This window comes from Vibrio sp. B172a (assembly GCF_030248355.1).
Taxonomy (GTDB): Bacteria; Pseudomonadota; Gammaproteobacteria; order Enterobacterales; family Vibrionaceae; genus Vibrio; species Vibrio owensii.
The window spans coordinates 208585-235376 of the sequence record NZ_JAHGAC010000002.1 but is presented as its reverse complement, the minus strand read 5'-3'; the positions used below and the strand labels follow the sequence as shown (position 1 = coordinate 235376).

Genomic DNA, 26792 nt, shown 5'->3' with positions numbered 1-26792 from the left:
GATGTGAATACCTCCAAACCCTCAAGTTATCGGTTCGGTGAATAAAAGCGTGCGCGTCAAAAAACTTTTGACGCTAAAAAGTGAGACTCAGCATTTATAAATGTGACATAAATCACCTTTCATCTTAAGTAACTGACTGTTTTAATTACTGTTAATTAAATCATTACTCGATTTTTGATAAAAAAATCCCCAAGCCGAAGCTCAGGGATTCTTTTCAATCAGTCGATGTTTGTCGCTTGCTGCTTTTGATTAAAGCTTGAAGAAACTCAACTGCTCTTTTTGTTTTTCAGCAAGATGAGAAAGCTCTGTACTTGCGCTCGCGCTTTGGCTGATGCCCGCTACGTTTTGGTTTACAAGTTCAGACATGTTTACAACGTTACGGTTGATGTCTTGTGTCACTTGAGACTGCTCTTCCGCTGCCGTTGCCACTTGCGTGTTTGAATCGTTGATGTTCGCTACCGACTCGGTAATACCAATCAACGCATCGTTCGCTTGCTGAGTTAGCTCGTTGTTGCGGTTAAGCATCTCTAGGCTCACCTGCATGCTGTCATTTGCAAGACCAGACTGCGCTTGAAGCTCTTCAATGATAGAAGAGATTTCTTGCGTTGAGTCTTGAGTGCGCGCTGCCAGCATACGAACTTCATCGGCTACAACAGCAAAACCACGGCCAGATTCACCGGCACGTGCAGCTTCAATCGCTGCGTTCAGTGCTAGAAGGTTAGTTTGCTCTGATACGCCACGAATCACTTCAATAACGTCGTTGATTTGAACCGATTGTTCTTTCAGACGAAGAACCACTTGCGCCGCATCGTTAAGCGCTTGAGACATTTGCTCGCTTGCTTGTGCACTCTCTTGGAAGATAGCTAGGCCAGATTGCGCTAGACCATCCGCTTCACGTGCTGTTGCGTCTGCTGATGTCGCGTTGTCGCTTACGTTGTTTGCTGTGCTTGCTAGCTCGTTAACCGCCGATGCCACTTGCTCGATTTCAGCCAATTCTTGTTGAGCATTCGCTTCAGCTTGTGTCATTACCGCAGCAAGTTCTGTTGAAGCAGAAGCCACTTCTTCACTAATACGCATCAGTTGGTCAACCGTATCGTGAAGCTGTTTCGCTGTTTGGTTTACGTCTTTGCTTAGCTGCGAAATTTCGTTGTCGCCATCAATGTCTGCACGTACCGACAGGTCACCACCTGCTAGCTTGCGCATCACTTCTTGAAGTTTTTGGATTGGCGTAACAATCATGCCAGATAGGAACCAAGCACCTAGCAAAGAGAATGCAAATACCGCAATCACTGACATCATGGCATTGTTTTGTACGCGAGTATGTTCACGTGCGCTTGCTGCGGTTGCTTCCGTCGCAATCTCATTCACACGTTGTGATAGTGAGTTGATGGTTGCCACCATTTCGTTACCAACACGGCGGTAACCAGAGATAAAGTTTGTGTATTCGCTATCAGAAACTAAGCCACGGTCGTGACGATTAAAAAATTCTACCGCACGTGTTGAGTAATCAATGTAAGCATCAATACTTTGACGTACTTTCTGCGCTTCTTTGCTGAACGTACCGCGAGCATCGACAAGATCGAGATCGGCATCAATCGCTTTTGCACCCGCTTTTAAATCAGCAAGGAAAGCATCACGACGAGAAGCATCGTAGATCGCGTAAACCGCGCTAATGCGCAATGGGTAAACTTGGTCGTCGATTTTAGCCAATGTGTCTTTGTAGAACACAAGAGAGTCGGAGTTAGAAGCAACCAATTCTTGCTCTGCTTCTAGATTGTTTTGAGTGATCCACAATGTGATGAACAGAGTGATCGCGGTGAATAGAACTGGAACCAAAACTTGCGTTCGTACTGACAAGTTTTTCAGGGATAGCTGCATGAGTAACCTCAGGTATTTGAGTGTTGGCTTCCTTGCGATGGGATTATTCCCGGACGAATAGACAAGGGGGCAAATACTAGAGATAGATCACACTTTTGTCCAGAGCAAAAAGCCATCAATTTCATGGCTTTAGCGACAATATCCCGACAACTGCGTCGGGATATTGTCATTATGACAAGTTATGAAAACTTATACGCTTTTCTATCAACTTTTATGTTAATAAGTGCTTATTTTCTCAGCGCATTTAGCTTAGCTTGTGCCAAGCCAAAAATGGTGTCGATAGGGTAAGTTCCCTCGTCGGTCGCTTCACCTGCATCTTTGCCAGTAAACAGCTCGACCGCTTCGGTTACGTGGTCGATAGCCCAGATGTGGAAATCCCCCTTCTCTACCGCTTTGACAATGTCAGGGCGAAGCATCAGGTTATGTACGTTTGAGCGCGGGATAATTACCCCTTGTCCAGCATGACGACCTTTGATTTCACACACATCGTAGAAGCCTTCGATCTTCTCGTTTACACCGCCAATAGGCTGCGCTTCACCGAATTGGTTCATCGAACCGGTAATCGCAATGTCCTGACGGTTCGGCTGTTTCGAGAACGCAGACACAACTGCACAGAACTCGGCCATACTTGCACTGTCACCATCTACACCACCGTACGATTGCTCAAAGGTAATCGTGGTTGTGAGTGGCACGCGTGCTGTCTTACCAAACACAGACGACAAGTAAGCAGACAGAATCATCACACCTTTCGAGTGAATGCTACCGCCAAGATCAACACTTCTTTCGATATCAATCACTTCACCATCACCGTAACACGTGGTTGCCGTAATGCGGTTCGGCGCGCCAAACATGTGGTCACTGGTGCTCAATACCGACAGTGCGTTAACCTGACCAACTGCAGAGCCTTCTGTACGAATCAAGGTCGTGCCGTTAACGAAGGTTTCCATCACGCTATCTTGCAAACGGCTGACTCGCATTTCTTGATTGCTCAGTGCCTCTTCCACGTGTCCGATACGGATCATGTTGGAATTCGCCTGACGAGCCACGTAGTTAGACTCACGCAATAGGTTAGCGATGTTGGCAGAATGCAACGAAAGCTTGGTTTGGTCTCCAGACAAACGCGAACTGTACTCGATGATGCGCGCGATGGCTTTCTTATCGCAGTGCAGCATGTTGTTGTCGTTCACCACACTAGAGATAAAACGTGCGTATTGCAGCTCTGAATCCGGTGTACGCTTCATTTCGTCTTCGAAATCCGCCGTCACACGGAACAGTTCACCAAACTCCGGATCGTAGTGTTGCAGCAGTTGGTAAGTGCGGTAATCACCAAACAAGATGATTTTGATATCCAATGGAATCGGTTCAGGATCAAGAGAAACCGCGCCAGTCAATGTCACTTCTTTTTCTAAAGAGGTAAAACTCAGCTGACGAGAACGTAATGCACGCTTCAATCCATCCCACACATAAGGTTGCTCAAGCACCTTTTGTGCATCCATCAATAGCACACCGCCGTTCGCTTTATGCAAGCTACCTGCTCGAATCAAAGAGAAATCAGTAAAAACTGTGCCTTTGAACGTCGCCGTTTCAATCGAACCAAATAGCGAGTGGTAGTTCGGATTCTCTTCCACCACGATCGGGAACTCGCAATCTTTACGACTAACCAGTACGTTGACTTTGTAACGACGTGGAAGCTTCTTATCTAAGGAAGCGGTAGCAATCTCACCTTGTTCACCACTCTGCTCTAGGAAGATGTCGGCGTTTTCGACAATATCTTTTTGCAGATCAGTTAGGTAGGTTTTGATTTCCGAATACTCAGCGTAATCCACTTTCAATTGCTTGATGAAGTGGGTAATCACGTCCAGCGTTACGTCATCATTAAGCTTTTTGATCTTCTCGCTAAATGAGTCTTCCCACTCAGTGAGCTCGCGAACCATGTTACGTAAACTGACTTCTAGCTCGTCGATACTGCTGCCAAAGTATTCTTGCTCTTTTTTGCTGAGCGCTTCGAAAGACTCTTCGGTATGCAGCTCTTCACCGTCCATCGCAACAAACTGATAATCACCTTGCGCCGTGATCGTTAGGCTGATGCCTTTCTCTTTTGCTTCCTTGCTGATGCTGTCCAACTCGTGTTGCTGTTTATTCGCAAGTTGGTTTTTTAAGCGATCAGCTCGGCTATAGTACATCTCATTGTCGAACGCGAGAGGTAAAGCATTGAGCAATTTACCCATCAGCTTTTCGATGTCTACTTTTAGCTTGCTGCCAATTCCGCAAGGGAGCTTTAGGACTTTTGGTATACGCGTGTCTTCAAAGTTCGCGACATAACACCAATCAAACAGTGCCGCGGCATCGTGTTGATGGCGGTTTAAATAGCGCAAAATCATGGTGCGCTTGCCTAGGCCGTTCTGACCAATGGCGTAGATGTTGTACCCTTTCTCCTTGATTGACATAGCGAACTCGACCGCTTTCTGTGCGCGCTCTTGCCCTACAATTTCGTCAATCGGAGGTAATTCCTTGGTCGACTTACATGGCATATTCTCTAGATCAGCTACAGAATACAGCTGTTTAGGTTCCAATCTTTGTACTGCCATACTCGCCTCCTTTTCTTATTGTCGTTACCTCAGTGTAGAGATTATTTGTTTAAATTTAAGTGATTTATCTTCCACCCCGGTTCGTTTGGACATTTTACGAACAGCTGTACGCCTTTTAAAATGATAAAAAGTCGCACTTGCAATTGATAATTAATTTCATTTAATATCTGTTCAAATCGAATTTTGTGGAGATGAAGATGAATATTGAGCAATGCTGGATGCGCTATTTGAAAGCAGAGCAGCTGATGGAACAAGGCCATTGGCCAGAAGCTCATCGCTTGTACGAAGACGTGCTCAGCCACCTGCCAAACCACATTCACTCCGCACTTGAAAACGAACAAACCAAGCCGTGTCAGTTTGTGTGTTTAATTAGTGGGTTGCGTGATGCGAGCGTTGCGCAGTCAGAAATTCTCAACAAACTCGGTATGCAGCAAGAAGCGTTCGCAGCGCTTAATCAGTCTTACGCTCTGTTCCAGTTCTTACAGCTCGAGAGCCACGATTTAATTGGCCGCGTTAGCCAAATGCTGAGCAAACAGAGTGAAGATTTATTGGCTCATATGGCAGCATTTTGCTCTGCCCAGCGTAACGCTCAGTGGATGATAGAACTCGATCACGTCACCCGTGCTCATGAACAGTTCTTGTATCTACAAGCCATGAGCTCTGCAGAAGCGGGCGCGTCTCAACTCTACAATTAGCCCTTTTCATCAGAGTTGCCACGGTAAGGCACAAAAATAACAGTAATAACAACTCGATACACAAGGAAACGTGATGTCCACACAAACCATTCTTTCGGTGAACAACCTGTCTGTCAGCTTTACGACAAACGATGGTATCGTCGATGCAGTAAAGAAGGTTAGCTTTGATCTTAAAGCTGGTGAAACGCTGTCTATCGTAGGCGAATCTGGCTCTGGTAAATCTGTCTCAACCAATGCGTTGATGAGGTTGCTGCCAGATAATGCCATTTTGCACGCCGATTCCTCTATCGTCTTTGAAGGCGAATCAATCCTAGAAAAAACTGAACGCCAAATGCAGAGTATCCGCGGCGATCGCATTGGTATGATTTTCCAAGAGCCAATGACTTCTCTTAACCCATACATGCGCGTTGGTATTCAAGTGGCGGAAGCCATTATGTGTCATCGCCCAGTGAGTAAGAAACAAGCCAAAGACAAGGTGCTTGAGCTGTTTGACTTAGTACACCTACCAAATCCTCAACAAGCTTACACAAAGTATCCGCACGAATTCTCCGGTGGTCAGTTGCAACGTATAATGATTGCCATGGCTTTGATAAACGAGCCAGACATTCTGATTGCCGATGAGCCAACCACTGCGCTTGACGTTACCGTTCAGGCAGAAGTCCTTTATCTGATCAAAGAGATCCAAGCCAAGATGGGTATGGCGATTTTGTTCATCACTCACGACTTAGGTGTAGTGAAACACTTTGCTGACCGAGTATTGGTGATGTGTAAAGGTGAAGTCGTCGAAGAAGGCATCACAGACGCACTCTTCTCCGAACCGCAACATGATTACACCAAGATGTTGATTAACTCGATTCCCAAAGGCAGCAAAGACCCGATTGAAGAAAACGCCGCTGAACTTCTTAAAGCCGATGATATCCGCGTTAAGTTTCTTGTTAAGCCGCACTTCATCGCCAGCAAGAACGAGTATTTTGAGGCAGTTAAAGGCATTTCACTAGAGTTAAAGCAAGGCGAAACGCTTGGTATTGTTGGTGAATCAGGTTCCGGTAAATCAACACTAGGACGAGCTTTGATTGGTTTGCTGCCATCAAGCGGCAAGATTCAATTCAAAGGACAAGACCTTTCCCTACTCTCTACCAAACAGCGTTTTGAGTTAAAGAAAGATGTCCAGATGGTGTTCCAAGACCCTTATGGCTCACTTTCTCCTCGCATGACGGTCGGTGACATCATCACTGAAGGTCTCACAGTGCATCAACCTCAAATGAGCAAAGCAGAGCGAATGCAAAAGGCACGTGATGTTCTGCGAGAGGTGCGCTTAGACCCTGCATCCATTAACCGTTACCCGCACGAGTTTTCTGGTGGTCAGCGTCAACGTATCGCTATTGCGCGTGCGTTAATTCTTGAACCTTCTTTCATTTTGCTTGATGAGCCAACCTCTGCTCTCGACCGCTCTGTTCAGTTGACCGTCATTGATCTCCTGAAAGATTTGCAGAAGAAACACAACATCGGCTTCTTGTTTATCAGTCACGACCTCTCCGTAGTCAAAGCGCTGTCGGACCGTGTTCTGGTGATGCAAAAGGGTGAAGTCATGGAGCAAGGAACGGCAGAAGAAATCTTCCATAATCCGAAAAGCGATTACACAAGAAAACTGATTGATGCCTCATTTGACCTTGAAAACAATGAAAATCAAGATGATGCAGCCTAGATTCATCACAGTTTCATATTCTTAAACTAGGATTAAAGTATGGTGAATTTTTCGCCATAACTACGAAAAATGGTATAGCTGCCATTCGGTTTGGCCGCCGAGACTGGTTGGTTCAAAGTTAGGCTTAGTCACCCTAACTAACACATTGAGTTCCCCCAACCATGAAAAATGCCGCGATGGATGTCGCGGCATTTTTTATTATGTAGATCCTGCGCTTCGTATTAAATATCGAGCGTTTCGATACCCATGTTATGTAATGCAAACGCGTAAACGTCGGTAGTCAGGTCGATTTGTTTGCTGAGCGGCATTCCCGCGCCATGGCCAGCATTCACATCGATACGAATCAGCACCGGATTGTCTCCTTGATGCTTCTCTTGCAACTCTGCAATGAACTTATATGAGTGCGCAGGGACAACACGGTCGTCGTGGTCTGCGGTCGTGACAAGCGTAGCTGGGTACGAGACACCCTCTTTGACGTTGTGCACTGGTGAATAACCAAGTAGATATTGGAACATCGCCTCGGTTTGCTCTGACGTACCGTAGTCGTACTTCCAGCCCTCTCCAGAGGTAAAGGTGTGGTAGCGAAGCATGTCTAATACGCCAACCGCAGGAATCGCCACTTTAAACAGCTCTGGACGCTGAGTCATACACGCACCAACCAACAAGCCGCCATTTGAGCCACCACGAATCGCCAATCGCTCCGAGCTCGTATAATCGTGATCAATCAAGTATTCCGCCGCGGCAATGAAGTCATCAAACACGTTTTGCTTTTGTTGCTGAGTACCTGCATTGTGCCAAGCTTTGCCATATTCGCCACCGCCACGCATGTTTGCCACCGCGTAAATACCACCAAGTTCTAACCAGTTCGCGACATTTCCTGAGAACATCGGCGTCAAACTGATATTAAAGCCACCATAGCCATAAAGCATGGTTGGCGCACTGCCATCCAGTTTGGTGCCTTTTTTATACGAGATGATCATCGGCACTTTTGTTCCGTCTTTTGAGGTATAGAACACTTGTTGAGACTCGTATTCTTGACGATCGAACGGCGCTTTCGATTCTTGGTAGAGTGCAGATTCACCGCTTTCTACATCAAAAGAGAAAATGGTTGGAGGGGTCACGTAGTTAGTAAAGGTGTAGTAAAGCGTCTTATCTTCTGCTTTGCCCTGTAAGCCATATACGGAGCCTTGATCAGGCAGAGTAACCTCACGCACTAACTCGCCTTGGTAAGTAAACTGCTGAACCTTGGAGAGAACATCAACCATGTAAGTCGCAAACAAGTAACCACCACCTTTGCTGATATCCAGTGGTTGCTCCTGCTCGGCAATGATCTCTGTCCATTGCTGGGTTTGAGTGTTATAGCCAACCACTTTGCCGTTAGGCGCATCTAGGTTGGTATAGAAGATTAAGGTGTCATCTTGGTTATCAATCAGATGTGTGTCACCATCGGTTGTATCTCGAAGCGTGATTACGTCTTGCTCTTCTGAAGCTAAATCGACATAGAACAGCCTGTTACCCGACGTAGATTCCGCACCTGTGATAATCAAGAAACGCTCGTCTTTAGTTGTCACTCCCCCTACATAACGATGCTTCTGCGCGTCCAACGCACCAAAGACAACTTTGTCTTGAGATTGTGGTGTGCCTAACTCATGGTAGTAAAGCTTGTGCTGCTCAGTGCGCGCCGAAAGCTCACTGCCCTTAGGTTTGTCATAGCTCGCGTAGTAAAAGCCCTTGTTACCAAGCCAAGAAATTGTGGTGAACTTAGCGTCGACAATTTCAGGCTCAAGCTGTTCTTTGGTTTCTACATTAATGACGAAGATTTTACGCCAGTCGCTGCCACCCTCAGAGATAGAATACGCGACAAGAGAGTCGTCTTTAGAGAACTTAACTTCACCAAATGATGTTGTTCCTTCTTCTGAAAAGGTATTCGGGTCTAGGAAGATTTCCGCTTCTTCATCCCCTTTACGACGGTATAAAACGCTCTGGTTCTGCAAGCCATCGTTTTTGTAGAAGTAAGTGTATTCACCATGAACAAAAGGTTGAGAGTACTTTTCGTAGTTCTGGCTGCTCGCCACTAAGTCGCGAATTTGTTGGCGGAAAGGAATTTGACCTAAGTAATCAAAGGTCACTGAGTTTTGTCCTGAAACCCACTCTGCGGTTTCTTGGCTGAGATCGTCCTCTAGCCAGCGGTATGGGTCTGCGATGTCGTGACCAAAATAAGTGTCGACGACGGAATCTTTACGAGTTTTTGGGTAATGCATAACGTCCGTGTTACTCCGTTTGAAGTTAAGTGTTTTGTTTTATTATTTTGTTGAGATTTATTCTCAATACCTACCTTAGGGTTCAAACACCGAATTTCAACCAATAGATTGAAACATTTCTTATATTTATGAACCAACTAAAAGTAATGCGAGATAGTGAGGTATCGCTCTCGGATGTGTTCTATTAAGAGCTTTACTTTATTCGGCGGCTGACGAGTGAAAGGGTAAACCGCATAGATACCAAGCTTTTTACCAACTAACTCAGGGAAAATATCCACCAGCTCACCACTGCGAATATCGTGATAGACCAAACAACGCGGTACGTAGGCGATACCATGCCCACCCAAGGCTGCCTTGCGTAATGCCGTAGCGTTATCTGTCGAGAAACACCCCGAGACTCTGACAATGTAATCGCCATCTTTGCCTTTGAACTGCCAGTCAGTCGCCCCAGTAGTTTGATAAGCGTATTGCAGACAGTTGTGTGTGGTTAAGTCGATAGGCTCAATCGGTTTGCCATTTTTGGCGATGTAAGAAGGCGACGCACAAACTACCCATTGTGAATCAAGAATATGACGGGCAATCAAGCTGGAATCTTCTAGATAGCCAGTTCGAATCACCAAATCAAAGCCACCTGCAACCAAGTCAACAAAGCGATTATCAAGCGACATATCGACGGTTAAACCTGGGTGCATATTACAAAACTCAGCTACGGCATCCGCCAGAATCAAATCACCCGAGATAGTCGGCACCGACATTTTGATATGACCGCTGACATTCTCACCAAAGCCTGAAACTGCATCCATAGCCTCCTGAGTGGCTTGCTTCACATTTTTAGCACTGTGTAACAAAACCTTTCCCGCTTCGGTCAGGGTCAATTTACGCGTTGTTCGATATAATAGCTGAGCGCCGATTTCTTCTTCTAGCCGAGCAATTCTCTTACTAACTACCGAATTTGTAAGGTTATTTTCTTCCGCCACCTTACTAAAGCTGCCCATTTCTACTACCTGTGAGAACAGGATTAGGTCATCTGCACGCATCGATTATGTCACTTTTGGAATAAATTAATTTCATTATTTCCCTATATCTATAAAAAATAAAGGGGTAAATTCACGCCAAATTAACAAAACCATTACAACAAAAATCATCTCTACAGCATAAAGCCGTTCGAGAAGTCAGCGTACGAGGATGTACCAATGAGTGAAACCCTACTTGCCCTTGTGGCGTTTTCGCCAATTGTTGTCGCCGCCATATTATTGGTTGGTCTCAACTGGCCTGCTAAAAAAGCCATGCCTGTTGCGTTCGGTCTAACCGTCGCTATCGCCCTAATGTTTTGGGATATGTCAGCTACTCGCGTACTGGCGTCTGTCTTCCAAGGATTAGGTATTACAGTCTCTGTTCTATGGATCGTGTTTGGTGCCATCTTCTTGCTCAACACTTTAAAACACACTGGCGCGATCACCACTATTCGCAATGGGTTTACTGATATTTCAGCCGACCGTCGCGTTCAAGCCATCATCATCGCTTGGTGTTTCGGCTCATTCATTGAGGGCGCATCGGGCTTCGGTACGCCTGCTGCTATCGCCGCTCCTCTATTGGTCGCCATTGGCTTCCCTGCACTTGCAGCGGTACTGATGGGTATGATGATCCAATCTACGCCAGTATCTTTTGGTGCGGTTGGGACACCAATCATCGTAGGTGTGAACAAAGGTTTAGATACGCACAACATCGGCGAAGCACTGGTTGCTCATGGCTCAACATGGGACGCGTACCTACAGCAAATCACCGCAAGCGTAGCAATGATTCACGCAACGGTTGGTACTCTCATTCCTGTACTCATGGCAATGATGCTGACGCGCTTCTTCGGTAAGAATAAGAGCTGGAGCGAAGGTCTAGACATTCTACCTTTCGCGCTGTTCGCAGGTGTTGCCTTTACCGTGCCTTACGCACTAACAGGCGTGTTCCTAGGTGCTGAGTTCCCGTCATTAATCGGTGGTCTAGTTGGTCTGGCGATTGTAGTTACTGCGGCGAAGAAAGGTTTCCTCGTTCCAAAAAACAAGTGGGACTTCGAGAGCGAAGATAAGTGGCCAGCAGAATGGCTAGGTTCTCTAAAGATCAACCTTGATGACAACCCAGGCAAACCAATGAGCCTAACTAAAGCTTGGGCACCATACGTGATGCTAGCGGTTATCCTAGTAGCAAGCCGCGTAAGCCCTGAGTTCAAAGGTCTGCTTAAGAGCGTAAGCCTATCGTTTGGTAATATTCTTGGCGAAACTGGTATCAGCACAGCGATTCAACCTCTTTACCTTCCGGGTGGCATCTTAGTCTTCGTAGCGTTACTTGCGGTTCTTCTGCAAGGTGGCGGCGCTAAGTCACTAGGCAAAGCATTTGGCGAATCAAGTAAGACACTAATCGGCGCAGGTTTCGTTCTTGTGTTCACCATCCCTATGGTTCGTATCTTTATTAACTCAGGTGTCAACGGCGCAGAGCTAGCAAGTATGCCTGTAACGACGGCGAACTTTGCAGCAGACCTCGTTGGCTCAGCATTCCCGGCGTTGAGTGCTACTGTTGGTGCCCTTGGTGCATTCATCGCCGGCTCTAATACCGTGTCGAACATGATGTTCAGCCAGTTCCAGTTCGAAGTAGCGCAGACACTGACTATCTCAAGTGCCATTGTGGTTGCTCTTCAAGCGGTTGGCGCTGCTGCCGGTAACATGATTGCCATCCACAACGTTGTGGCAGCCTCAGCAACGGTTGGCCTGCTAGGACGAGAAGGTGCAACGCTGCGCAAGACGGTTATCCCAACATTCTACTACTTGGTGGTCACAGGCATCATCGGTCTGATTCTGATTTACGGATTCCAACTTACAGACGCCTTAATGAAGTAACACTTACGCAGGGTCTCCCCCGCCCTGCACTTTATCTGGCACAGCGGTCAGCACTACTACCCCGACACTTTTGGTGTGGCTTGCTGCATCAATCCCCCGACCGATGTGCCAGTCTTTTTCAGTGCAGATAATTGATTGTTCCGTGTATGGAATGTCTCACAGCTCAATCACTTATCTATACTCTATTCTGATGTCGACTGCCGAAAGGATGGCAGTCAGTGAAACACTGACAGAGCAGGTGCTCATTGACTCAGGACGCAATCTTAGAATAACAGCCAGGACACACGAATATGATTATCTCTGCTTCTACAGATTACCGCGCTGCTGCGAAAGCCAAGCTGCCTCCATTCCTTTTCCACTACATTGATGGCGGTTCATACGACGAGCGCACATTAAAGCGCAACACCGATGACTTAGGTGATGTTGCACTGCGTCAGCGTGTTCTGCGTGATATGAGCGATCTAAGCCTAGAAACGGAAATCTTCGGCGAGAAGTTGGCAATGCCAATCGCTCTGGCGCCTGTTGGCCTGACCGGTATGTACGCGCGACGTGGTGAGGTTCAAGCAGCAAAAGCGGCAGAAAAGAAAGGCATTCCTTTCACCATGTCGACCGTATCCGTGTGTCCAATTGAAGAAGTGGCACCTGCGATTGAACGCCCAATGTGGTTCCAACTGTATGTTCTAAAAGATCGCGGCTTTATGAAGAACGTACTTGAGCGTGCGAAAGCCGCTGGCGTAACAACGCTGGTCTTCACAGTGGATATGCCAGTTCCAGGAGCGCGTTACCGTGACATGCACTCTGGTATGAGCGGCCCTAATGCGGCGATGCGCCGAGTATTCCAAGCTATGCGTCACCCAAGCTGGGCATTGGATGTCGGTGTATTAGGTAAACCTCACGACTTAGGTAATATCTCCACTTACCGTGGCGAACCAACCAAGTTGGAAGACTATATTGGCTGGCTGGGCGCAAACTTCGATCCTTCAATCTCTTGGAAAGATCTAGAGTGGATTCGTGACTTTTGGGACGGCCCGATGGTCATCAAAGGTATTTTGGATGAAGAAGATGCAAAAGACGCGGTTCGTTTCGGTGCTGATGGGATTGTTGTATCAAACCACGGCGGTCGTCAGCTTGATGGCGTGCTTTCAACAGCAAAAGCGCTGCCAAGCATTGCAGATGCCGTAAAAGGTGACCTGAAGATTTTCGTCGATTCAGGTATTCGTACTGGTTTGGATGTCGTTCGTATGTTGGCACTTGGCGCGGACTGTACGCTACTTGGTCGCTCTTTTGTATACGCGCTCGCAGCCCAAGGCGGTGCTGGCGTTGAGAACTTGCTTGACCTTTACGACAAAGAAATGCGCGTAGCAATGACGCTTACAGGAGCGAAAACCATCTCTGACCTATCGCGTGATTCATTGGTGAAGATTCCTTAGGCAAATCGCCCTAAACCATGTTCATACAAAAAGTGACAGCCTATTGTGCTGTCACTTTTTCATTTCATCCGGCGTTACGCCATTCTTAACACAGGCTCAAACTCGGCTTGTTCCTCAGAAAGAGACAATCGAATCGCATGGCATTTCTCTCCCATCAATCCGAATCGCTGTGGGCACGTCTCTGTATAAAAACCAAAGCAAGTCGCACCTGCGGCATCCGCTAAATGCAATGGTCCAGTATCACAACAAAGAAAGCCATTAAGATAGCGCAACGTCGCACCCAATTGACGCAGGTCCTTGCATGCCAAAGTGCGGGAGTCTTTTAATAGTGGCTGCTGGATATCCGGGCTTAGTACTTCCACCCAATTCACACTCTGTCCTTGCTTGCGTTCAAATTCAGCCAGAATGGTTAACCAAGCATGGTCACTGAGCTTTTTCTTGCCTCGCGCACCACGGAAGAAAGCAAATGTTGGCTTGCCTTCTTCGTGTAATTTACGTGCTTGCTGAATACCAGAGGAAAGCTCTTTTGAATCAAACACAATATGATGATCTAAGGTGTTATCAAGTTCATGTCCCATCGCTTCAAGGATAGAAAGTGGCTTGTAGGCACCGTGGCGAAAAGGCGAATCGGCGACCGAGGAGTGAGTAAATACTTGCTCTGTTTTAACTTTCTTAAAAGCGGTCTTGTTCTTCGCGGGAATAACAGCGGAAAGAAAAGTGTCACACGCGCCCGCAGTCGGTGCGAACAACAAGTCATATTTCTCTTGCTTTAACAGACGGATGGTCGCAAGTGCTTTATCTGGCGATTTGAATGACAAGTTGGAGTAATGAATCTGATTGATGCCAAGATTCTTGAAGACTTCACCTTGCCAAGGCGAATTCAACAATAGATCAACTGTCGCATTTGGGTATAAGCGCAGAACCTGATGAACAAACGGAAGCAGAAAGTACATATTTCCGATACGACTGTTGTTTCTCACGATCAAAATACGTTTCACCTGATCGTGGGGCATTGGGTCGTGAACAGTGAGAGAGTCGTCATTCAACCAACCTGCAAGTTTAGGCTCAAGTTGGTGCGTCAAACGACGACGTTGTTTATCGAAATTACGGAGAAAAGTCTTCACAGCCATTCCTTTCATTCAAAGGGACATCATGGCTGCTAGTTTTATCAGTAGAGATGTGAATAAATTGTCTACGACAAAAAATACACGGATGGAATAGGTTAGTTCACCGTGTGTTCGTACTCAATCACAACTTGGTTGCCTTCAATGAAGACATTACGGATTTCACCATCTACGGTGATACGGTTTTGTAGGTACACGGAGCCCGAAGAAGAAATATCGCGTTTGCTCATAGATGGGATCACTTGACCAGGACGAACGTGCAATTGCTCGCAAAGTTGCTTCACGAAGCCAAGCGTTAGCGGAGCATTCCCACGTAACAAAGCAGAGAACTCATGCAAGCTTAAACCTAGGCGCTTTGCCATCTCCATTTGAGTGAGGTGCATTTTTGCTTTTTGCGACATCCAAATGTCGTAGAGCGCATTTCGATCTAGCTCTGTGAATTCCATGGTTTATCTCCGTATGTCAAAGTGACACTAAAGTCTCATATTTGAGCTTGATAAATGTTAGCGATGAGTCAAAGAACCTACAATTGATGGTTCGAATGATAGCGCTTATCTTTCAAAGTTCGAGTTCCATCACACCATGTAGGTTGAACAGTACGAGTTTTACATTTCACCATACTTATCATCACCTTGTATTTACACATTAATCATTAACATCACTCTAAACACTCCTCCCCTTAACAGCAATGATAAGAAGACAAGAACGGATTATTCGAATCACATCATTTTGCTAGGGCGGAAACTCAAACTCTGCTACCTTTCACTCATTGTTCCAAAAAATGAAACTTTACTTATGCCACAGTGGTTTACAGAACTTCAAACTTACATCATGGCCCATCATCAAGACTGGAGCAGCAGCGTACTGTTCATTACGATTGCGAGCTTTTTTGCTTGGATTGCGTGGCGCGTATTGCATTCTCGATTAGCCATTTTGGTCGAGAAAACCCCCTTTCACTGGGATGACCTTTTATTAGAAGCACTCAAAACCCCCGTCAGTACCTTAATCTGGTGTTGGCCTGCGACGGTATCTTTGGGCATTGTTCTGCAAAGTGAGTTGGGGAACGAGTTCAACTGGCTCAGCACCCTTAAACTCATTCTTGTTATCAGCATCCTAGTTTGGATTGTGATGCGCCTTATCACCAACGTCGAAGACTACGTGCTGGAGCAGAAAACCCGTGACGAGACAACCGTACAAGCCGTCGCGAAAGTAGCTCGCCTGTTCTTTATCGTCATCGGCGTATTGACCGTTATGCAGGCATTTGGCCTCAGCCTTTCCGGCTTGCTGACCTTTGGTGGTGTCGGTGGTTTGATTGTCGGTTTGGCAGCCAAGGATCTTCTATCAAACTTCTTTGGTGGTTTGATGATTTACTTCGATCGTCCGTTTAAAGTTGGCGATTGGATCCGCTCTCCAGACCGTCAAATAGAAGGAACGGTGGAACGTATTGGATGGCGTATGACCAGCATTCGTACCTTCGATAAGCGACCTATCTATGTACCTAACTCAGTATTCAGCAACATCGTGGTAGAAAACCCGTCTCGCATGTTGAACCGCCGAATCTTTGAGACAATTGGCCTGCGCTACGACGATGCAGATAAAGTACCAGTAATCATTGATGAAGTGCGCGAAATGCTGAAGAACCACAAAGACATCGATACGCGCCAGACACTTATCGTCAACTTCGATGCGTTTGGTGCATCTTCACTGAACTTCTTTATCTATACCTTCACCAAAACAGTGAACTGGGTTCGCTATCACGAAGTGAAGCAAGATGTGCTTTTGCAAGTCATGGCGATCATTAAGAAGCATGAAGCGGATATTGCGTTCCCTACGCAAACACTTAAGCTTGATCCGATTCAAATGGCGAAAGCCCAAGCGCAAGACGACAGTGGTTTCTAATTTCAATATACCAAACACAAAGCCCGCTAAATCAGCGGGCTTTTTTATGACTGGTCACTTCAACCATTATTGCTGCGCTAGAATCATTCGAGCGTTAAGCGGTTGGATTGGACGGTTGTTTTGCCCCATCGCTTTCGCAAACTCTTTCACCTGCTCTGGGGAGATGGTTTGTGTCTCTTTGATCACCAACCAACGAACACCTTCAGAACACGGTGGCGTGGTTAGAGAACCATTGAAGCGGTAGTAATCTTTGTCACTTGGGATTAGCGCGTCAGCATCAAATGGGACTTTGATGGCTACGTCCTGATCTTTAGTTGGGATATTAGCGAGCAGCTTAGCGAGATCCGGGTTCGCATCACCCAGTTTAAAGAACACCGCGACAACCGCCAGGTGGCCAACTTTGTCGGCATGCACAAAGTGCGCTTCTAGCGGGTACTCTTTACCATCTACATGGTTTTCAGATGGTGTATGGAAGTGGAACTGTTTTAACGTGAACTCTTTACCATCAATAGTGAGCGTGTTTTTGCCTTCTAAACTGGTCTGTAAAGTGTGGCCGTTATTCAGCAGTGAAATCGCCTTACCTTCGTAATCGAAATCCAGTTTTTCTAGCTTAGCTTCGGTCGCTGATTCAATATTGATTGGACTTTGGTTTTGACCTTTCGCACATTCAGAAGCGAACTCACCCCAATTTGCCGGGCCGTGCTCACCCTCATAGCCCCAGTTTGCCGCGTTTGCTGAGCTAGCAAATACCAATGCTAAACCAAGTGCTGTCAGTGACTTTCTCATTTTCATTTCCTTTTGTATCTATGGTTAAGTAATGAACACTTTCTTATGCGTATGTTCACGCATGCAGTATTAACAAAGGAATGACGAAAATGGATTAGCTCGCGCTATGCAATCTATGTTTACCTGCTAAATTTGGAAATGATCTCCACATTTTATGTAATTGATAAGTCGGCAATTAGAAACCATAGAGAATCAGGCCAGTACAAAAATATTGTAGCAATAACGGGGAGATTATTGGCTAAGCTGACTGTTAAAATAATAATTTTGAATATTATAGATACGCACTTAAATAAATATCATAAATAAACAAGTTCTTAACAGTCATCTATTGGAATTTTATAAGTGGTTTTTATTTAACCACAACAAACTTAAACACACAGCTGAATTTAAAATACAATTTCGTTCTGAGCTTTCTGTTAGTAAAAATCACTATTTAAACAGTCACCTCATGAAATATTGAAAATCATAGGTATTCTTTTATTTATTTTTATTGGAATGCCGACTATGCGATATCAATCAGCGCCTGTTAATACAGAAGAAGCACAAGAAACCACAGCGCAACGAGCTGCACGACAACAGCAAGAACGCAGGGATGAGTTAACTTACTCCTCAAGTGACTATAAGCGCTGGAATGATAACCGAGACAAAGTCGTCGCCGACCGTAAAGAAGAAGAACAGAAAAATCACATTTATGTGGGCGAAGAGCGTGAGCTGCCTGACGCTATCCTGTCACCGATGCCATCATCAAGAATGGAAATGAACGACGCGAGAGGAAAACGTGTATTGCCATCAGACCTGCTTGGTTCTAGCTTCGCCAATCAGCCTGTTAGTGCAGAGGTTGTCGCTCTTCAGATGTCATCACTCACCCCTACCACTCAAAAGGAAGTTAAAGAGAGTGGTGAGCTTGTGTTTAGTGGCATGCAATACAAACACGCCCATGGAACGGTAGGTGCGCTTCAAGTTATCGATACATATGCAGGAGAACCACCCGATAAAAATACATCACAGATGGCCTACTGGGTCGCGCAAGGCAAGTATCTCGATATACCTAAACACCCTGATCCTCATCGCGACCATTTATATGTTTTCACGCCCAATTTCAGCGGCTGCTCTTTTGTTGTGGATGACTGGAGCGATGATTTAATCAGGGTTTACCATGTGGAAGGTGGCAAAGAAAATAAACAATACAATGATGTGAGAGACCACAGCAACGGCTTAATCAGCTATATGAGTTTCCGTGATTATGGCTTTTACCAAAAAGGCAGCACCACGATTAAGAATATTACGGGCTTTGCCTTTATGCGCTACAACACTCAAACTCGAAATTGGGAAATTCATTACCAGAAGCAAGAGCATGCTCCTTCTATCAGCCAACCTACGACATCAGCTAAAACTCTTTTCTCATCAGAAAAGCACACGGCAAAAGTCATGGCGTCGAAGGAATCTCGTGTAGTTGAAACTGGAACCATAGTAATAAAACGCTAACGCTGAAGTAATAATGAGATTGAGTTGTAAACGAGCGCTATTTTACAGAATAGTCAGTCATTAAAAACAAAAAACGCCCCAAGGTTCACTTAGGGCGTTTTTATTAATTTGATATTAAGAGGTTTTAGGCTGCTTTATCGCGACCTTATTCCCAATCAAGAATAACTTTGCCTGACATACCGCTGCGCATTACGTCGAAGCCTTCTTGGAAATCATCAATCTTGTAGTGGTGCGTGATGATTGGCGATAGATCCAGACCAGATTGGATCAGTGAAGCCATCTTGTACCATGTTTCAAACATTTCACGGCCGTAGATACCTTTGATCACCAAACCTTTGAAGATAACTTGGTTCCAGTCGATACCCATGTCTGATGGTGGAATACCTAGTAGTGCAATACGACCACCGTGGTTCATTGTGGTTAGCATTGAGTTGAATGCTGCTGGGTTACCAGACATTTCTAGACCAACGTCGAAGCCTTCTGTCATGCCTAGCTCAGCCATTACATCTTCTAGTTTCTCTTCAGCTACGTTTACTGCGCGCGTTACGCCCATCTTACGAGCAAGTTCTAGACGGTATTCGTTCACGTCTGTGATCACTACGTGACGAGCACCAACGTGTTTCGCGACTGCAGCAGCCATGATACCGATTGGGCCAGCACCTGTGATCAGCACGTCTTCGCCCACTAGGTCAAAAGAAAGCGCAGTGTGTACAGCGTTACCAAACGGGTCAAAGATAGACGCTAGATCGTCAGAGATGCCTTCAGGGATCTTGAACGCATTGAACGCTGGAATCACTAGGTATTCTGCGAATGCACCTTCACGGTTAACGCCCACACCAATCGTGTTACGACATAGGTGAGTACGGCCGCCACGACAGTTACGACAGTGACCACACGTGATGTGACCTTCGCCAGATACGCGGTCACCGATTTCAAAGCCACGAACTTCCTGACCAATCGCAACCACTTCACCCACGTATTCGTGACCAACAACCATAGGCACTGGAATTGTCTTTTGTGACCATTCGTCCCAGTTGTAGATGTGTACGTCTGTACCACAGATAGCGGTTTTCTTAATTTTGATCAGAATGTCGTTATGGCCAACTTCTGGTTTATCAACCTCAGTCATCCAGATGCCTTCTTCAGGCTTTAGCTTTGATAATGCTTTAATTTTCATAGTATTCACCAAACATTGCCCCGCTCTGTGCGTGACAAAAAATTCTTTCATCTAATACGTTTAAAGAAGAAATAAAGGCTTTGCCCATGAGCCGACTCAGAAGAGTTGGGAAAGCCTTTTGATCTTTAAACGTAGTTCTTTCTCCTTTCCATCTAATCCCTCCCCTATGTTTAGGAGGAGGCTAGGAAGAGGAAACGAAACTTAGATGATGCCCATGTCCTTACCAACTTGGATGAACGCGTCGATTGCACGGTCTAGTTGCTCACGAGAGTGCGCTGCAGACATTTGAGTACGGATACGCGCTTGACCTTTTGGTACAACAGGGAATGAGAAGCCAATTACGTAGATGCCTTTCTCTAGAGCGCGCTCTGCGAATTCTGCTGCTACTTTTGCGTCGCCAAGCATGATTGGAATGATTGCGTGGTCAGCACCACCCATTGTGAAGCCTGCGTCTTCCATACGAGTACGGAAGTGTGCTGCGTTTTCCCATAGACGGTCACGTAGGTCACCGCTCTCTTCTAGTAGGTCTAGAACGCGGATAGAAGCGCTTACGATTGCTGGTGCAACAGAGTTAGAGAATAGGTATGGACGAGAACGCTGACGTAGCCAGTCAATCACTTCCGCTTTACCAGACGTGTAACCGCCTGAAGCGCCGCCCATCGCTTTACCTAGCGTACCAGTGATGATGTCGATACGGTCAACCACGTTGTGGTGCTCGTGCGTACCTGCACCTGTTTTACCCATGAAGCCAACAGCGTGAGAGTCATCAACCATAGTCAATGCGCCGTACTTCTCTGCTAGGTCACAGATAGCTGGTAGGTTTGCTACTACGCCGTCCATTGAGAACACGCCGTCCGTTACGATAAGAATGTGGCGAGCGCCTGCTTCTTTCGCAGCGATTAGTTGTTGCTCTAGCTCTTCCATGTTGTTGTTTGAGTAACGGAAACGCATCGCTTTACATAGACGAACACCGTCGATGATTGACGCGTGGTTTAGTGCGTCAGAGATGATTGCGTCTTCTTTACCTAGAATCGTTTCAAATAGGCCCGCGTTTGCATCGAAACATGATGTGTAAAGAATCGTGTCTTCTTTACCTAGGAACTTAGAAAGCTTCTGCTCAAGCTCTTTGTGGATGTCTTGAGTACCACAGATGAAACGTACTGAAGCCATACCAAAACCGTGCTCGTCCATGCCTGCTTTACCCGCTTCGATAAGTGCTGGGTGGTTAGCAAGACCAAGGTAGTTGTTCGCACAGAAGTTTAGTACTTCTTCACCAGTAGAGATTTTAACAGCCGCTTGCTGTTGAGACGTGATGATACGCTCTGCTTTGTAAAGGCCTTCCGCCTTCACTTCTTCAATTTGCTGTTCAATCTGTTGGTAAAATGCAGAAGACATTCGCAATTCCTTCCTGTTTATTTTGTCGAGTTTTCACTCGATTAGAATTAGGTTGAACCTTTATGTGACGGGGGTCACAGGCACTTACTTATCAATTAAGTGTAGTGTAATTCAAGGAAGGAAAAACGATTATCCCTCAAGGTGGAAAAGCATTAATGAATCTGAGGCACGAATCCAGTTAATGCTTTTCTATGAGGTTGTAATGAAAGGAGTTATAGCCAAGTCGGCTTAGCTAAAAGTGTTTCAAAGTCCTTCGCAGGCAAAGGGCGGCTATAGTGGAAACCTTGTCCGAACTCACAGTTTAGGTTTTTCAGATAATCCACATGACGCTGTTCTTCGATGCCTTCTGCGACAATCTTCAGATTCAGTGCTTTCGCCATCGCAATAATCACGTTCACAAGCTCGCGGTCGGACTCATTCTCAAACATGTTCTGCAAGAAGCTGCGGTCGATCTTGAGACGATCAAACGGGAACTTCTGCAAGTAACTTAATGCAGAATAACCGGTACCGAAATCATCAATGGTGAGCTTCGCGCCCAATGCTCGCAGGCTGTCTAACATCCCCATCAGTTCGTTACTGTGGTTGAAGAGCAAGCTTTCCGTTACTTCTACATCGAACATTTCGGCAGGTAATCCTGATTCTTCTAGGTGCTGCTTAATTTGTTCTAAGAGTTGATCACAGTATCTAAACTGCACACTAGAGAAGTTTACTGACACGAACAGCGGTGCGACGGTCTGCCATTGGGCAGCTTGATGACACGCTTGGCGAATCGCAAAGTCCCCTAGCTGATGAATCAAACCGTTCTTCTCGGCAATCGAGATAAACTCTTCTGGATTGACGAAACCAAACTTCTCATCGTTCCAACGCATCAAAGCTTCAGCGCCGACAATCGTACCGCTGTTCAAGTCAATAATAGGTTGGTAGTAGAGCTCTAATAAATCGTGCGCAATAGCATGACGCAGACGACTCTCTAAATCTAAGAAGCGCTGCAAATCTTGGTTCATGTTGTGGTCATAGAAGCAGAACGCATCACGACCATCTTGCTTCACGCGGTACATCGCCATGTCTGCACACGCTAGCAGTTGCTCTGCGTTGTCGCCATCCTCTGGGAACACCGACATACCGACACTCGCCGATAGGAAGAACTCGTGGTTTTGCCAAACGAACGGTTCATTGAACACAGACAGGACAGTTGTTGCAAAACGTTTTGCGCTGTCGGCATCTTGCAAATCAGGGATAACCAAGAGGAATTCATCGCCACCAATACGCGCGAGTAAGTCAGTCTTACGCACTGCGTTGTGCAAGCGTTCTGCTGCCAGCTTCAAGACTTCATCACCGACAAAGTGACCCATGGAATCATTGATTTGTTTGAAGTGGTCGAGGTCAATGAACATAACCAACACGTTGGACCCCATTCGCTCAGCGCGTGACAGTTCCAGCTCCAAACGTTCTGAGCCATATACTCGGTTTGGCAACCCGGTCAGAGAGTCATGTTTTGCTTGGTAAGCCAACTCCATCTCTGATGATTTACGGCGCTCGATTTCACTGGTTAATCGCTGGTTTTGCTGAGACAGGAAGTCTTTACGCTTTTTCTCTTCTTCCAGTTTGATCTTAAGCTCAACACGCGTGTTATTTAGGCTAAACGCATACAAGAGACCAAACACAATCAAGATAGCAAGGATGCTCAATCCAGTAATGAATACGCGCGAGGTGTAGATGTCGCGTTCACTGAGCGATTCAAACCACGCCATCAACTCAAAATGATGACGTTCAATTGGCACTTCGAAGTAAATCTTCTGTTTAAGCTCTTGAGAAAGCGCCTCTGGGCCCGTAACGTTTTCTTGTTCCAGTTTGCGGCTGATCGAATCCCAAACTTCCATTTCAACGTCATTGATCTTCAGCACCATGCGACTGTAACTGTCTTCATGTTCCTGGTTGGTGAGTTGAGAAATCACCACTTGCTTGTTGATGTCTGCAATCAAGTAACCAACCGGTTTGCCAGAGAACATCACTTGCTTGACCACTTGGATTAATACTCTACCGTCATCACGAACGGCTCGTATCTCTTCTGTATTTTTGTGGTTTTGCAGTAATCGCGAGGTGTCGATGCGATGGTCTGTTTTCGCACCAGTAGTGACGATTGTTGAGCCATCAAGGCCAATCAGGGTCAGCTTCTTGTAGATGATTTGGTTGTTGACGATTTTCGTTTCGGACTTTTCTTGCAGTTTGCGTTTCAAATTAATCAAACTCGCACCCAAGCCGTATTCCATCGACATGCCAGAAGCGAGGTTAGCAAAAAAGGTCTGCACCGTTTTATCGGTGGATAGATGGTCTATATCTTCGCTGGCAAGCGTAAATAAATTATCAAGCGTACCTGCGTAACTTTTCACCTTTAGGCCGAGTTCTCGGTGTTGTGAATCTTTTAATTTATTTTGACCTAAACTCGTCACAGTAATAAGCATCGCCAAGTAGAGCGATACCAAAATCGCACTGATGGTAATGATCTTCTGGCTTGATATTTTTTTTACAGACTTTCTCATATATCTTTCTTACTATCTTCTAAGAAGTAGTCATTATAGAAATAGTAAATAGATGGGTAATATTTCTCGACCAGAGCTTGGTACGTCCCATCTTGCTTAATTGAATTCAAATATTGGTTAAACGCGGCTTTTAATTCAGGAGAATCCTTACGGAAGGCAACCGCCATTTTTTGATTTTCAGAGACTGGGCCAATGACTTTGATTTCACCTGGCCATTTTTCTAATGCAATCAGTGTATCTGCCACATCTAGCAGCGTACTCTCTGCATCGTTCTTCATGATGGCAGGAACCATTTCGTTCAAACGGCGCTGGCCATCAGGCAAAATCACCTTAGCACCCGTGTCATACAAGTTGTAAAGGTTTGGGTCTAGGCATGAGTGCTCCATCGCCAGAACTTCACGTCCATTAATCAGCGCTTTGACTTTGGTGATGTCGCGCTCCACCGAGCCAGTCGGCGTGATTGGCGTAAGAGTAGAGTCGGTACGAGCCACCAGCCACACTGCAGATGGGAAGTAGTCATCTGAGAAATCGACGATTTGAGCACGCCAATCCAAAATGGTGACACCGTTAGCGATCAGATCGCCTTCAACTGGCATCTTCTCACCCACAACCAGCTGCGCATCTTTGTATTCGACTTGCTGACCTGTCAGTTTACCAACCACATTATTCCACTGCGCTGGTACGTACTGGTAACGCACGCCGAGAGATTGAGCAAACCCTTTGATGATATCGACATCAAGACCGGTCAGTGTTTGCATTTCCCCTTGATCAATGTAAGAAACGAAGTTGGCGTAAGGCACACCGATATGACGCAGCACGCCACTGTCTTTGATGTCTTGCAGATCGCCCGCCGAAACAGAAGTCGACATGATTGAAGCAAGAGCAACGGTAAGTGCCGTCATGGTTCGTTTGATTGTTTTCACTGACATGGTGAATATCCCTCTCTTCCACAAAGCGCCCAATAAAGGGCGCTTTGAAAGTTCAACAACGTTAGAACGAGTAGTAAAGATCCGTGATGGCTTCTACAAGCCCTTCTACGTCTTTCTCATCGTGGAATAGATGCGTTGAGATGCGCAGTGCTTGTGTTTCGTAAGCATCATCTTTGTACAGCTTGAAGCTTGTCGTACGGATGATGTAGCCATAGTCTTCACGCAGACGGTCTCGGAACAAGGTGAGTCGTTCTTCATCCGTCACATCGTTAAATGGGTTGAACGTCGTTAGACCACTGGTTAAGCCTTCCACATTTGGCGAGTACATTTGAGCATGTGGTAACGCTTCATTAAGCAGTGTTTTGCATAGGTCACTTAGTTCAAGAACGCGCTCTTGAATGCGGTCACGACCAATCTCATCCCACATCTTACAGCTATCAGCAAGTGCTTGTTTTGCTGGGTAGTTGTCATTACCAATGTATTGCATTTGCAATTGCTTGCCTAGGTAATCAGCGTGAGAAAGAGAAGAGTTGATCAACCACAATGGATTCTCGCGATCGCTCCAGTACTCATTCAAACGGTTGCCGTTATCACGTACATACAAGATACCTGTCGCGCCAGGACCACACTGCCACTTATGACCAGATCCTGCATAGAAATCACAATCCATATCGTGGAAGTCTAAATCGAACATACCAACAGTGTGCGCACCATCAACTAAGGTTGGGATGCCGTGTTGTTTTGCTAGAGAACAGATTTCTTTGGCTGGAAGAGTAGTACCGGTTTTGTAGGTAATGTGCGAGAAGACGATAAGACGAACGTTGTGGTGGGCTTCAATCGCTTCGCGGAACGCTTGAATGTAATCTTGTTCAGAAACGTCTTCAGTACCAGTGAAAACAGGAAGTTGAATTTCGACCACATCCACACCGAAGCGGTGTTTTGCTACATTCATTGGCGAAGTGGCAGCAACGTGTTCGTGGTGAGTCGTTAGAATGACATCGCCCGGTTCGAAATGAAGGCCATTGATAATAGAACATAGGCCATCAGTGGTGTTGCGGCTCAGAATGATTTCATCTGGGTTAGCACCAAAGCCCGGCGCTACTTGCGTCACCATTTCAGAAACATGAGGCCAAGCACCAAACTTGTCTTTCATATCCCACGGGTACTTAGCAACGATCTTGTTGTTGTCTTCGTATCCTTCAAGAACATGTTTTGGCATTGAACCTGTCGTACCGATGTTCATGTAAGTCGTTCGTTTATCCAATACGAACTGCTTTTGAACTTTGCGCCAAAAGCGTTTATCGTTCTTTTTACCTAGACGGCTCCAGTCGATATTCGGTTCCTTTGCTTGAACAGCACCAGAAAACGCTGAAGCACTGACGCCAGCCACAACTGCACCAGTTGCACCTTTTAAAAAATTGCGGCGGCTGCGATTAGTCTGAATAGATTCCTTGTCGCTCATCTTTTCGATCCTTGTCGGAAGTTTAGCCATATTATTAATTATGAATCCGTAACTATCTGTTACTAAACCATTATTACCTAATAGGTCTATAGTTTAGATTTTTCCGCTGCAATTAAGTGACTTTAGTTCCACTTTTTCATTCTATCTGATGATATAAGCAACAATTCCCACACCTGCAAATAAACAACCAAACACATATTAAAATATTCACTAAAACACTTACTGCTAATATAAATCACAAATCAATTTATAATCTCTACGAAAAGAGAAAAACTATGTTTGTAATATTTTCATCACAAATTAGACAACAAGGTTAATATTGCAATCTAGCACGTTAAATATGTAACAGGATACGTTTTATTCGCGCATGTTATTTGTTCACCGATTAAATAACGGATTGGATGAATTATTCGAGATGAAATTAATGTTTAATGAGTATGACTAGCCGATTCTGTTTTTCAGCAATTACATTGAGTGTGTAGCTTCGAGAAATACTAGTTGTATGAGACAGACAAAAAGCGCCCGATAGATAGGCGCTTGCTTTATGTATGAT

The 26792-nt window shown here is 45.7% G+C and carries 18 protein-coding genes; 6 read left to right on the top strand and 12 right to left on the bottom strand.

The window, feature by feature from the left end:
* Positions 1–249: 249 nt before the first annotated feature.
* Together KIT90_RS03395 and KIT90_RS03390 are read right to left on the bottom strand one after the other, a co-directional pair.
* Positions 250–1878, bottom strand: a complete 1629-nt coding sequence (locus tag KIT90_RS03395) for a methyl-accepting chemotaxis protein (RefSeq protein ID WP_005439025.1) — start codon at positions 1876–1878, stop codon at positions 250–252.
* A gap of 227 nt (positions 1879–2105) precedes the next feature.
* Complete coding sequence (locus KIT90_RS03390; protein WP_005439027.1) at positions 2106–4466, bottom strand: Lon protease family protein; 2361 nt, start codon at positions 4464–4466, stop codon at positions 2106–2108.
* Between the two features lie 197 nt (positions 4467–4663).
* Between KIT90_RS03390 and KIT90_RS03385 the strand changes: the two genes are divergently transcribed.
* Positions 4664–5161, top strand: coding sequence for a hypothetical protein (locus KIT90_RS03385; RefSeq protein ID WP_005439030.1), 498 nt, complete (start codon positions 4664–4666; stop codon positions 5159–5161).
* Between the two features lie 73 nt (positions 5162–5234).
* Positions 5235–6866 carry an ABC transporter ATP-binding protein gene (locus KIT90_RS03380; protein WP_041053917.1) on the top strand — a complete coding sequence of 544 codons (1632 nt, stop codon included), beginning with the start codon at positions 5235–5237 and terminating at the stop codon, positions 6864–6866.
* Between the two features lie 221 nt (positions 6867–7087).
* Here KIT90_RS03380 and KIT90_RS03375 read toward each other — a convergent pair whose 3' ends face one another.
* Positions 7088–9127, bottom strand: a complete 2040-nt coding sequence (locus tag KIT90_RS03375; protein ID WP_285375260.1) for a prolyl oligopeptidase family protein — start codon at positions 9125–9127, stop codon at positions 7088–7090.
* 137 nt (positions 9128–9264) lie between these two features.
* A complete protein-coding gene (locus KIT90_RS03370; protein ID WP_005439033.1) occupies positions 9265–10164 on the bottom strand; it encodes a LysR family transcriptional regulator in 900 nt (299 codons plus the stop codon).
* Between the two features lie 156 nt (positions 10165–10320).
* Between KIT90_RS03370 and KIT90_RS03365 the strand changes: the two genes are divergently transcribed.
* Together KIT90_RS03365 and lldD are read left to right on the top strand one after the other, a co-directional pair.
* Positions 10321–12012: an L-lactate permease gene (locus KIT90_RS03365; RefSeq protein WP_285375256.1), complete on the top strand. Its 1692-nt coding sequence runs from the start codon at positions 10321–10323 to the stop codon at positions 12010–12012.
* A gap of 290 nt (positions 12013–12302) precedes the next feature.
* Positions 12303–13442 (top strand): FMN-dependent L-lactate dehydrogenase LldD, encoded by a 1140-nt coding sequence (lldD, locus tag KIT90_RS03360; protein WP_005439035.1) that lies wholly within the window; start codon positions 12303–12305, stop codon positions 13440–13442.
* Positions 13443–13516: 74 nt separating this feature from the next.
* Here the strand turns inward: lldD and KIT90_RS03355 are convergent, their stop codons facing one another.
* Together KIT90_RS03355 and KIT90_RS03350 are read right to left on the bottom strand one after the other, a co-directional pair.
* Positions 13517–14572, bottom strand: coding sequence for a glycosyltransferase family 9 protein (locus KIT90_RS03355; RefSeq protein ID WP_041053928.1), 1056 nt, complete (start codon positions 14570–14572; stop codon positions 13517–13519).
* Positions 14573–14664: 92 nt separating this feature from the next.
* On the bottom strand, positions 14665–15012 hold the full coding sequence (locus KIT90_RS03350) for a helix-turn-helix transcriptional regulator (RefSeq protein ID WP_005439037.1): 348 nt from the start codon (positions 15010–15012) through the stop codon (positions 14665–14667).
* Between the two features lie 349 nt (positions 15013–15361).
* On the opposite strand from KIT90_RS03350, the gene KIT90_RS03345 reads away from it, so the two are divergent.
* Entirely contained in the window at positions 15362–16465 is a 1104-nt protein-coding gene (locus tag KIT90_RS03345; RefSeq protein WP_039988581.1) for a mechanosensitive ion channel family protein, read from the top strand.
* A 66-nt stretch (positions 16466–16531) separates the two neighbouring features.
* On the opposite strand, the gene KIT90_RS03340 is transcribed toward KIT90_RS03345, so the two are convergent.
* Positions 16532–17251, bottom strand: coding sequence for a carbonic anhydrase (locus tag KIT90_RS03340; protein ID WP_285375250.1), 720 nt, complete (start codon positions 17249–17251; stop codon positions 16532–16534).
* A gap of 504 nt (positions 17252–17755) precedes the next feature.
* Here KIT90_RS03340 and KIT90_RS03335 point away from each other — a divergent pair.
* A complete protein-coding gene (locus KIT90_RS03335; RefSeq protein WP_285375247.1) occupies positions 17756–18736 on the top strand; it encodes a cytotoxin in 981 nt (326 codons plus the stop codon).
* A 145-nt stretch (positions 18737–18881) separates the two neighbouring features.
* Here the strand turns inward: KIT90_RS03335 and tdh are convergent, their stop codons facing one another.
* From tdh to KIT90_RS03310, 5 genes are all read right to left on the bottom strand, one after another.
* Complete coding sequence (gene tdh / locus KIT90_RS03330) at positions 18882–19913, bottom strand: L-threonine 3-dehydrogenase (RefSeq protein WP_005383983.1); 1032 nt, start codon at positions 19911–19913, stop codon at positions 18882–18884.
* Between the two features lie 201 nt (positions 19914–20114).
* Complete coding sequence (locus tag KIT90_RS03325) at positions 20115–21308, bottom strand: glycine C-acetyltransferase (protein ID WP_005432273.1); 1194 nt, start codon at positions 21306–21308, stop codon at positions 20115–20117.
* A 212-nt stretch (positions 21309–21520) separates the two neighbouring features.
* A complete protein-coding gene (locus KIT90_RS03320; RefSeq protein WP_285375245.1) occupies positions 21521–23848 on the bottom strand; it encodes a bifunctional diguanylate cyclase/phosphodiesterase in 2328 nt (775 codons plus the stop codon).
* Positions 23845–24777, bottom strand: coding sequence for a transporter substrate-binding domain-containing protein (locus tag KIT90_RS03315; RefSeq protein ID WP_038895929.1), 933 nt, complete (start codon positions 24775–24777; stop codon positions 23845–23847). Before KIT90_RS03315 ends, KIT90_RS03320 begins: the two co-directional genes overlap by 4 nt.
* A 61-nt stretch (positions 24778–24838) precedes the next feature.
* Entirely contained in the window at positions 24839–26239 is a 1401-nt protein-coding gene (locus KIT90_RS03310) for an aminotransferase class V-fold PLP-dependent enzyme (RefSeq protein ID WP_285375241.1), read from the bottom strand.
* Between the last annotated feature and the right edge of the window lie 553 nt (positions 26240–26792).

Excerpts from the sequence above, each read along its gene's own strand:
- KIT90_RS03320 (WP_285375245.1), bottom strand. The coding sequence starts at position 23,848 with ATGAGAAAGTCTGTAAAAAAAATATCAAGCCAGAAGATCATTACCATC.
- KIT90_RS03375 (WP_285375260.1), bottom strand. The coding sequence starts at position 9,127 with ATGCATTACCCAAAAACTCGTAAAGATTCCGTCGTCGACACTTATTTT.
- lldD (WP_005439035.1), top strand. The coding sequence starts at position 12,303 with ATGATTATCTCTGCTTCTACAGATTACCGCGCTGCTGCGAAAGCCAAG.
- KIT90_RS03325 (WP_005432273.1), bottom strand. The coding sequence starts at position 21,308 with ATGTCTTCTGCATTTTACCAACAGATTGAACAGCAAATTGAAGAAGTG.
- KIT90_RS03340 (WP_285375250.1), bottom strand. The coding sequence starts at position 17,251 with ATGAGAAAGTCACTGACAGCACTTGGTTTAGCATTGGTATTTGCTAGC.
- KIT90_RS03395 (WP_005439025.1), bottom strand. The coding sequence starts at position 1,878 with ATGCAGCTATCCCTGAAAAACTTGTCAGTACGAACGCAAGTTTTGGTT.
- KIT90_RS03310 (WP_285375241.1), bottom strand. The coding sequence starts at position 26,239 with ATGAGCGACAAGGAATCTATTCAGACTAATCGCAGCCGCCGCAATTTT.
- KIT90_RS03355 (WP_041053928.1), bottom strand. The coding sequence starts at position 14,572 with ATGGCTGTGAAGACTTTTCTCCGTAATTTCGATAAACAACGTCGTCGT.
- KIT90_RS03390 (WP_005439027.1), bottom strand. The coding sequence starts at position 4,466 with ATGGCAGTACAAAGATTGGAACCTAAACAGCTGTATTCTGTAGCTGAT.
- KIT90_RS03345 (WP_039988581.1), top strand. The coding sequence starts at position 15,362 with ATGCCACAGTGGTTTACAGAACTTCAAACTTACATCATGGCCCATCAT.
- KIT90_RS03380 (WP_041053917.1), top strand. The coding sequence starts at position 5,235 with ATGTCCACACAAACCATTCTTTCGGTGAACAACCTGTCTGTCAGCTTT.
- tdh (WP_005383983.1), bottom strand. The coding sequence starts at position 19,913 with ATGAAAATTAAAGCATTATCAAAGCTAAAGCCTGAAGAAGGCATCTGG.
- KIT90_RS03385 (WP_005439030.1), top strand. The coding sequence starts at position 4,664 with ATGAATATTGAGCAATGCTGGATGCGCTATTTGAAAGCAGAGCAGCTG.
- KIT90_RS03370 (WP_005439033.1), bottom strand. The coding sequence starts at position 10,164 with ATGCGTGCAGATGACCTAATCCTGTTCTCACAGGTAGTAGAAATGGGC.
- KIT90_RS03350 (WP_005439037.1), bottom strand. The coding sequence starts at position 15,012 with ATGGAATTCACAGAGCTAGATCGAAATGCGCTCTACGACATTTGGATG.
- KIT90_RS03365 (WP_285375256.1), top strand. The coding sequence starts at position 10,321 with ATGAGTGAAACCCTACTTGCCCTTGTGGCGTTTTCGCCAATTGTTGTC.
- KIT90_RS03335 (WP_285375247.1), top strand. The coding sequence starts at position 17,756 with ATGCGATATCAATCAGCGCCTGTTAATACAGAAGAAGCACAAGAAACC.
- KIT90_RS03315 (WP_038895929.1), bottom strand. The coding sequence starts at position 24,777 with ATGTCAGTGAAAACAATCAAACGAACCATGACGGCACTTACCGTTGCT.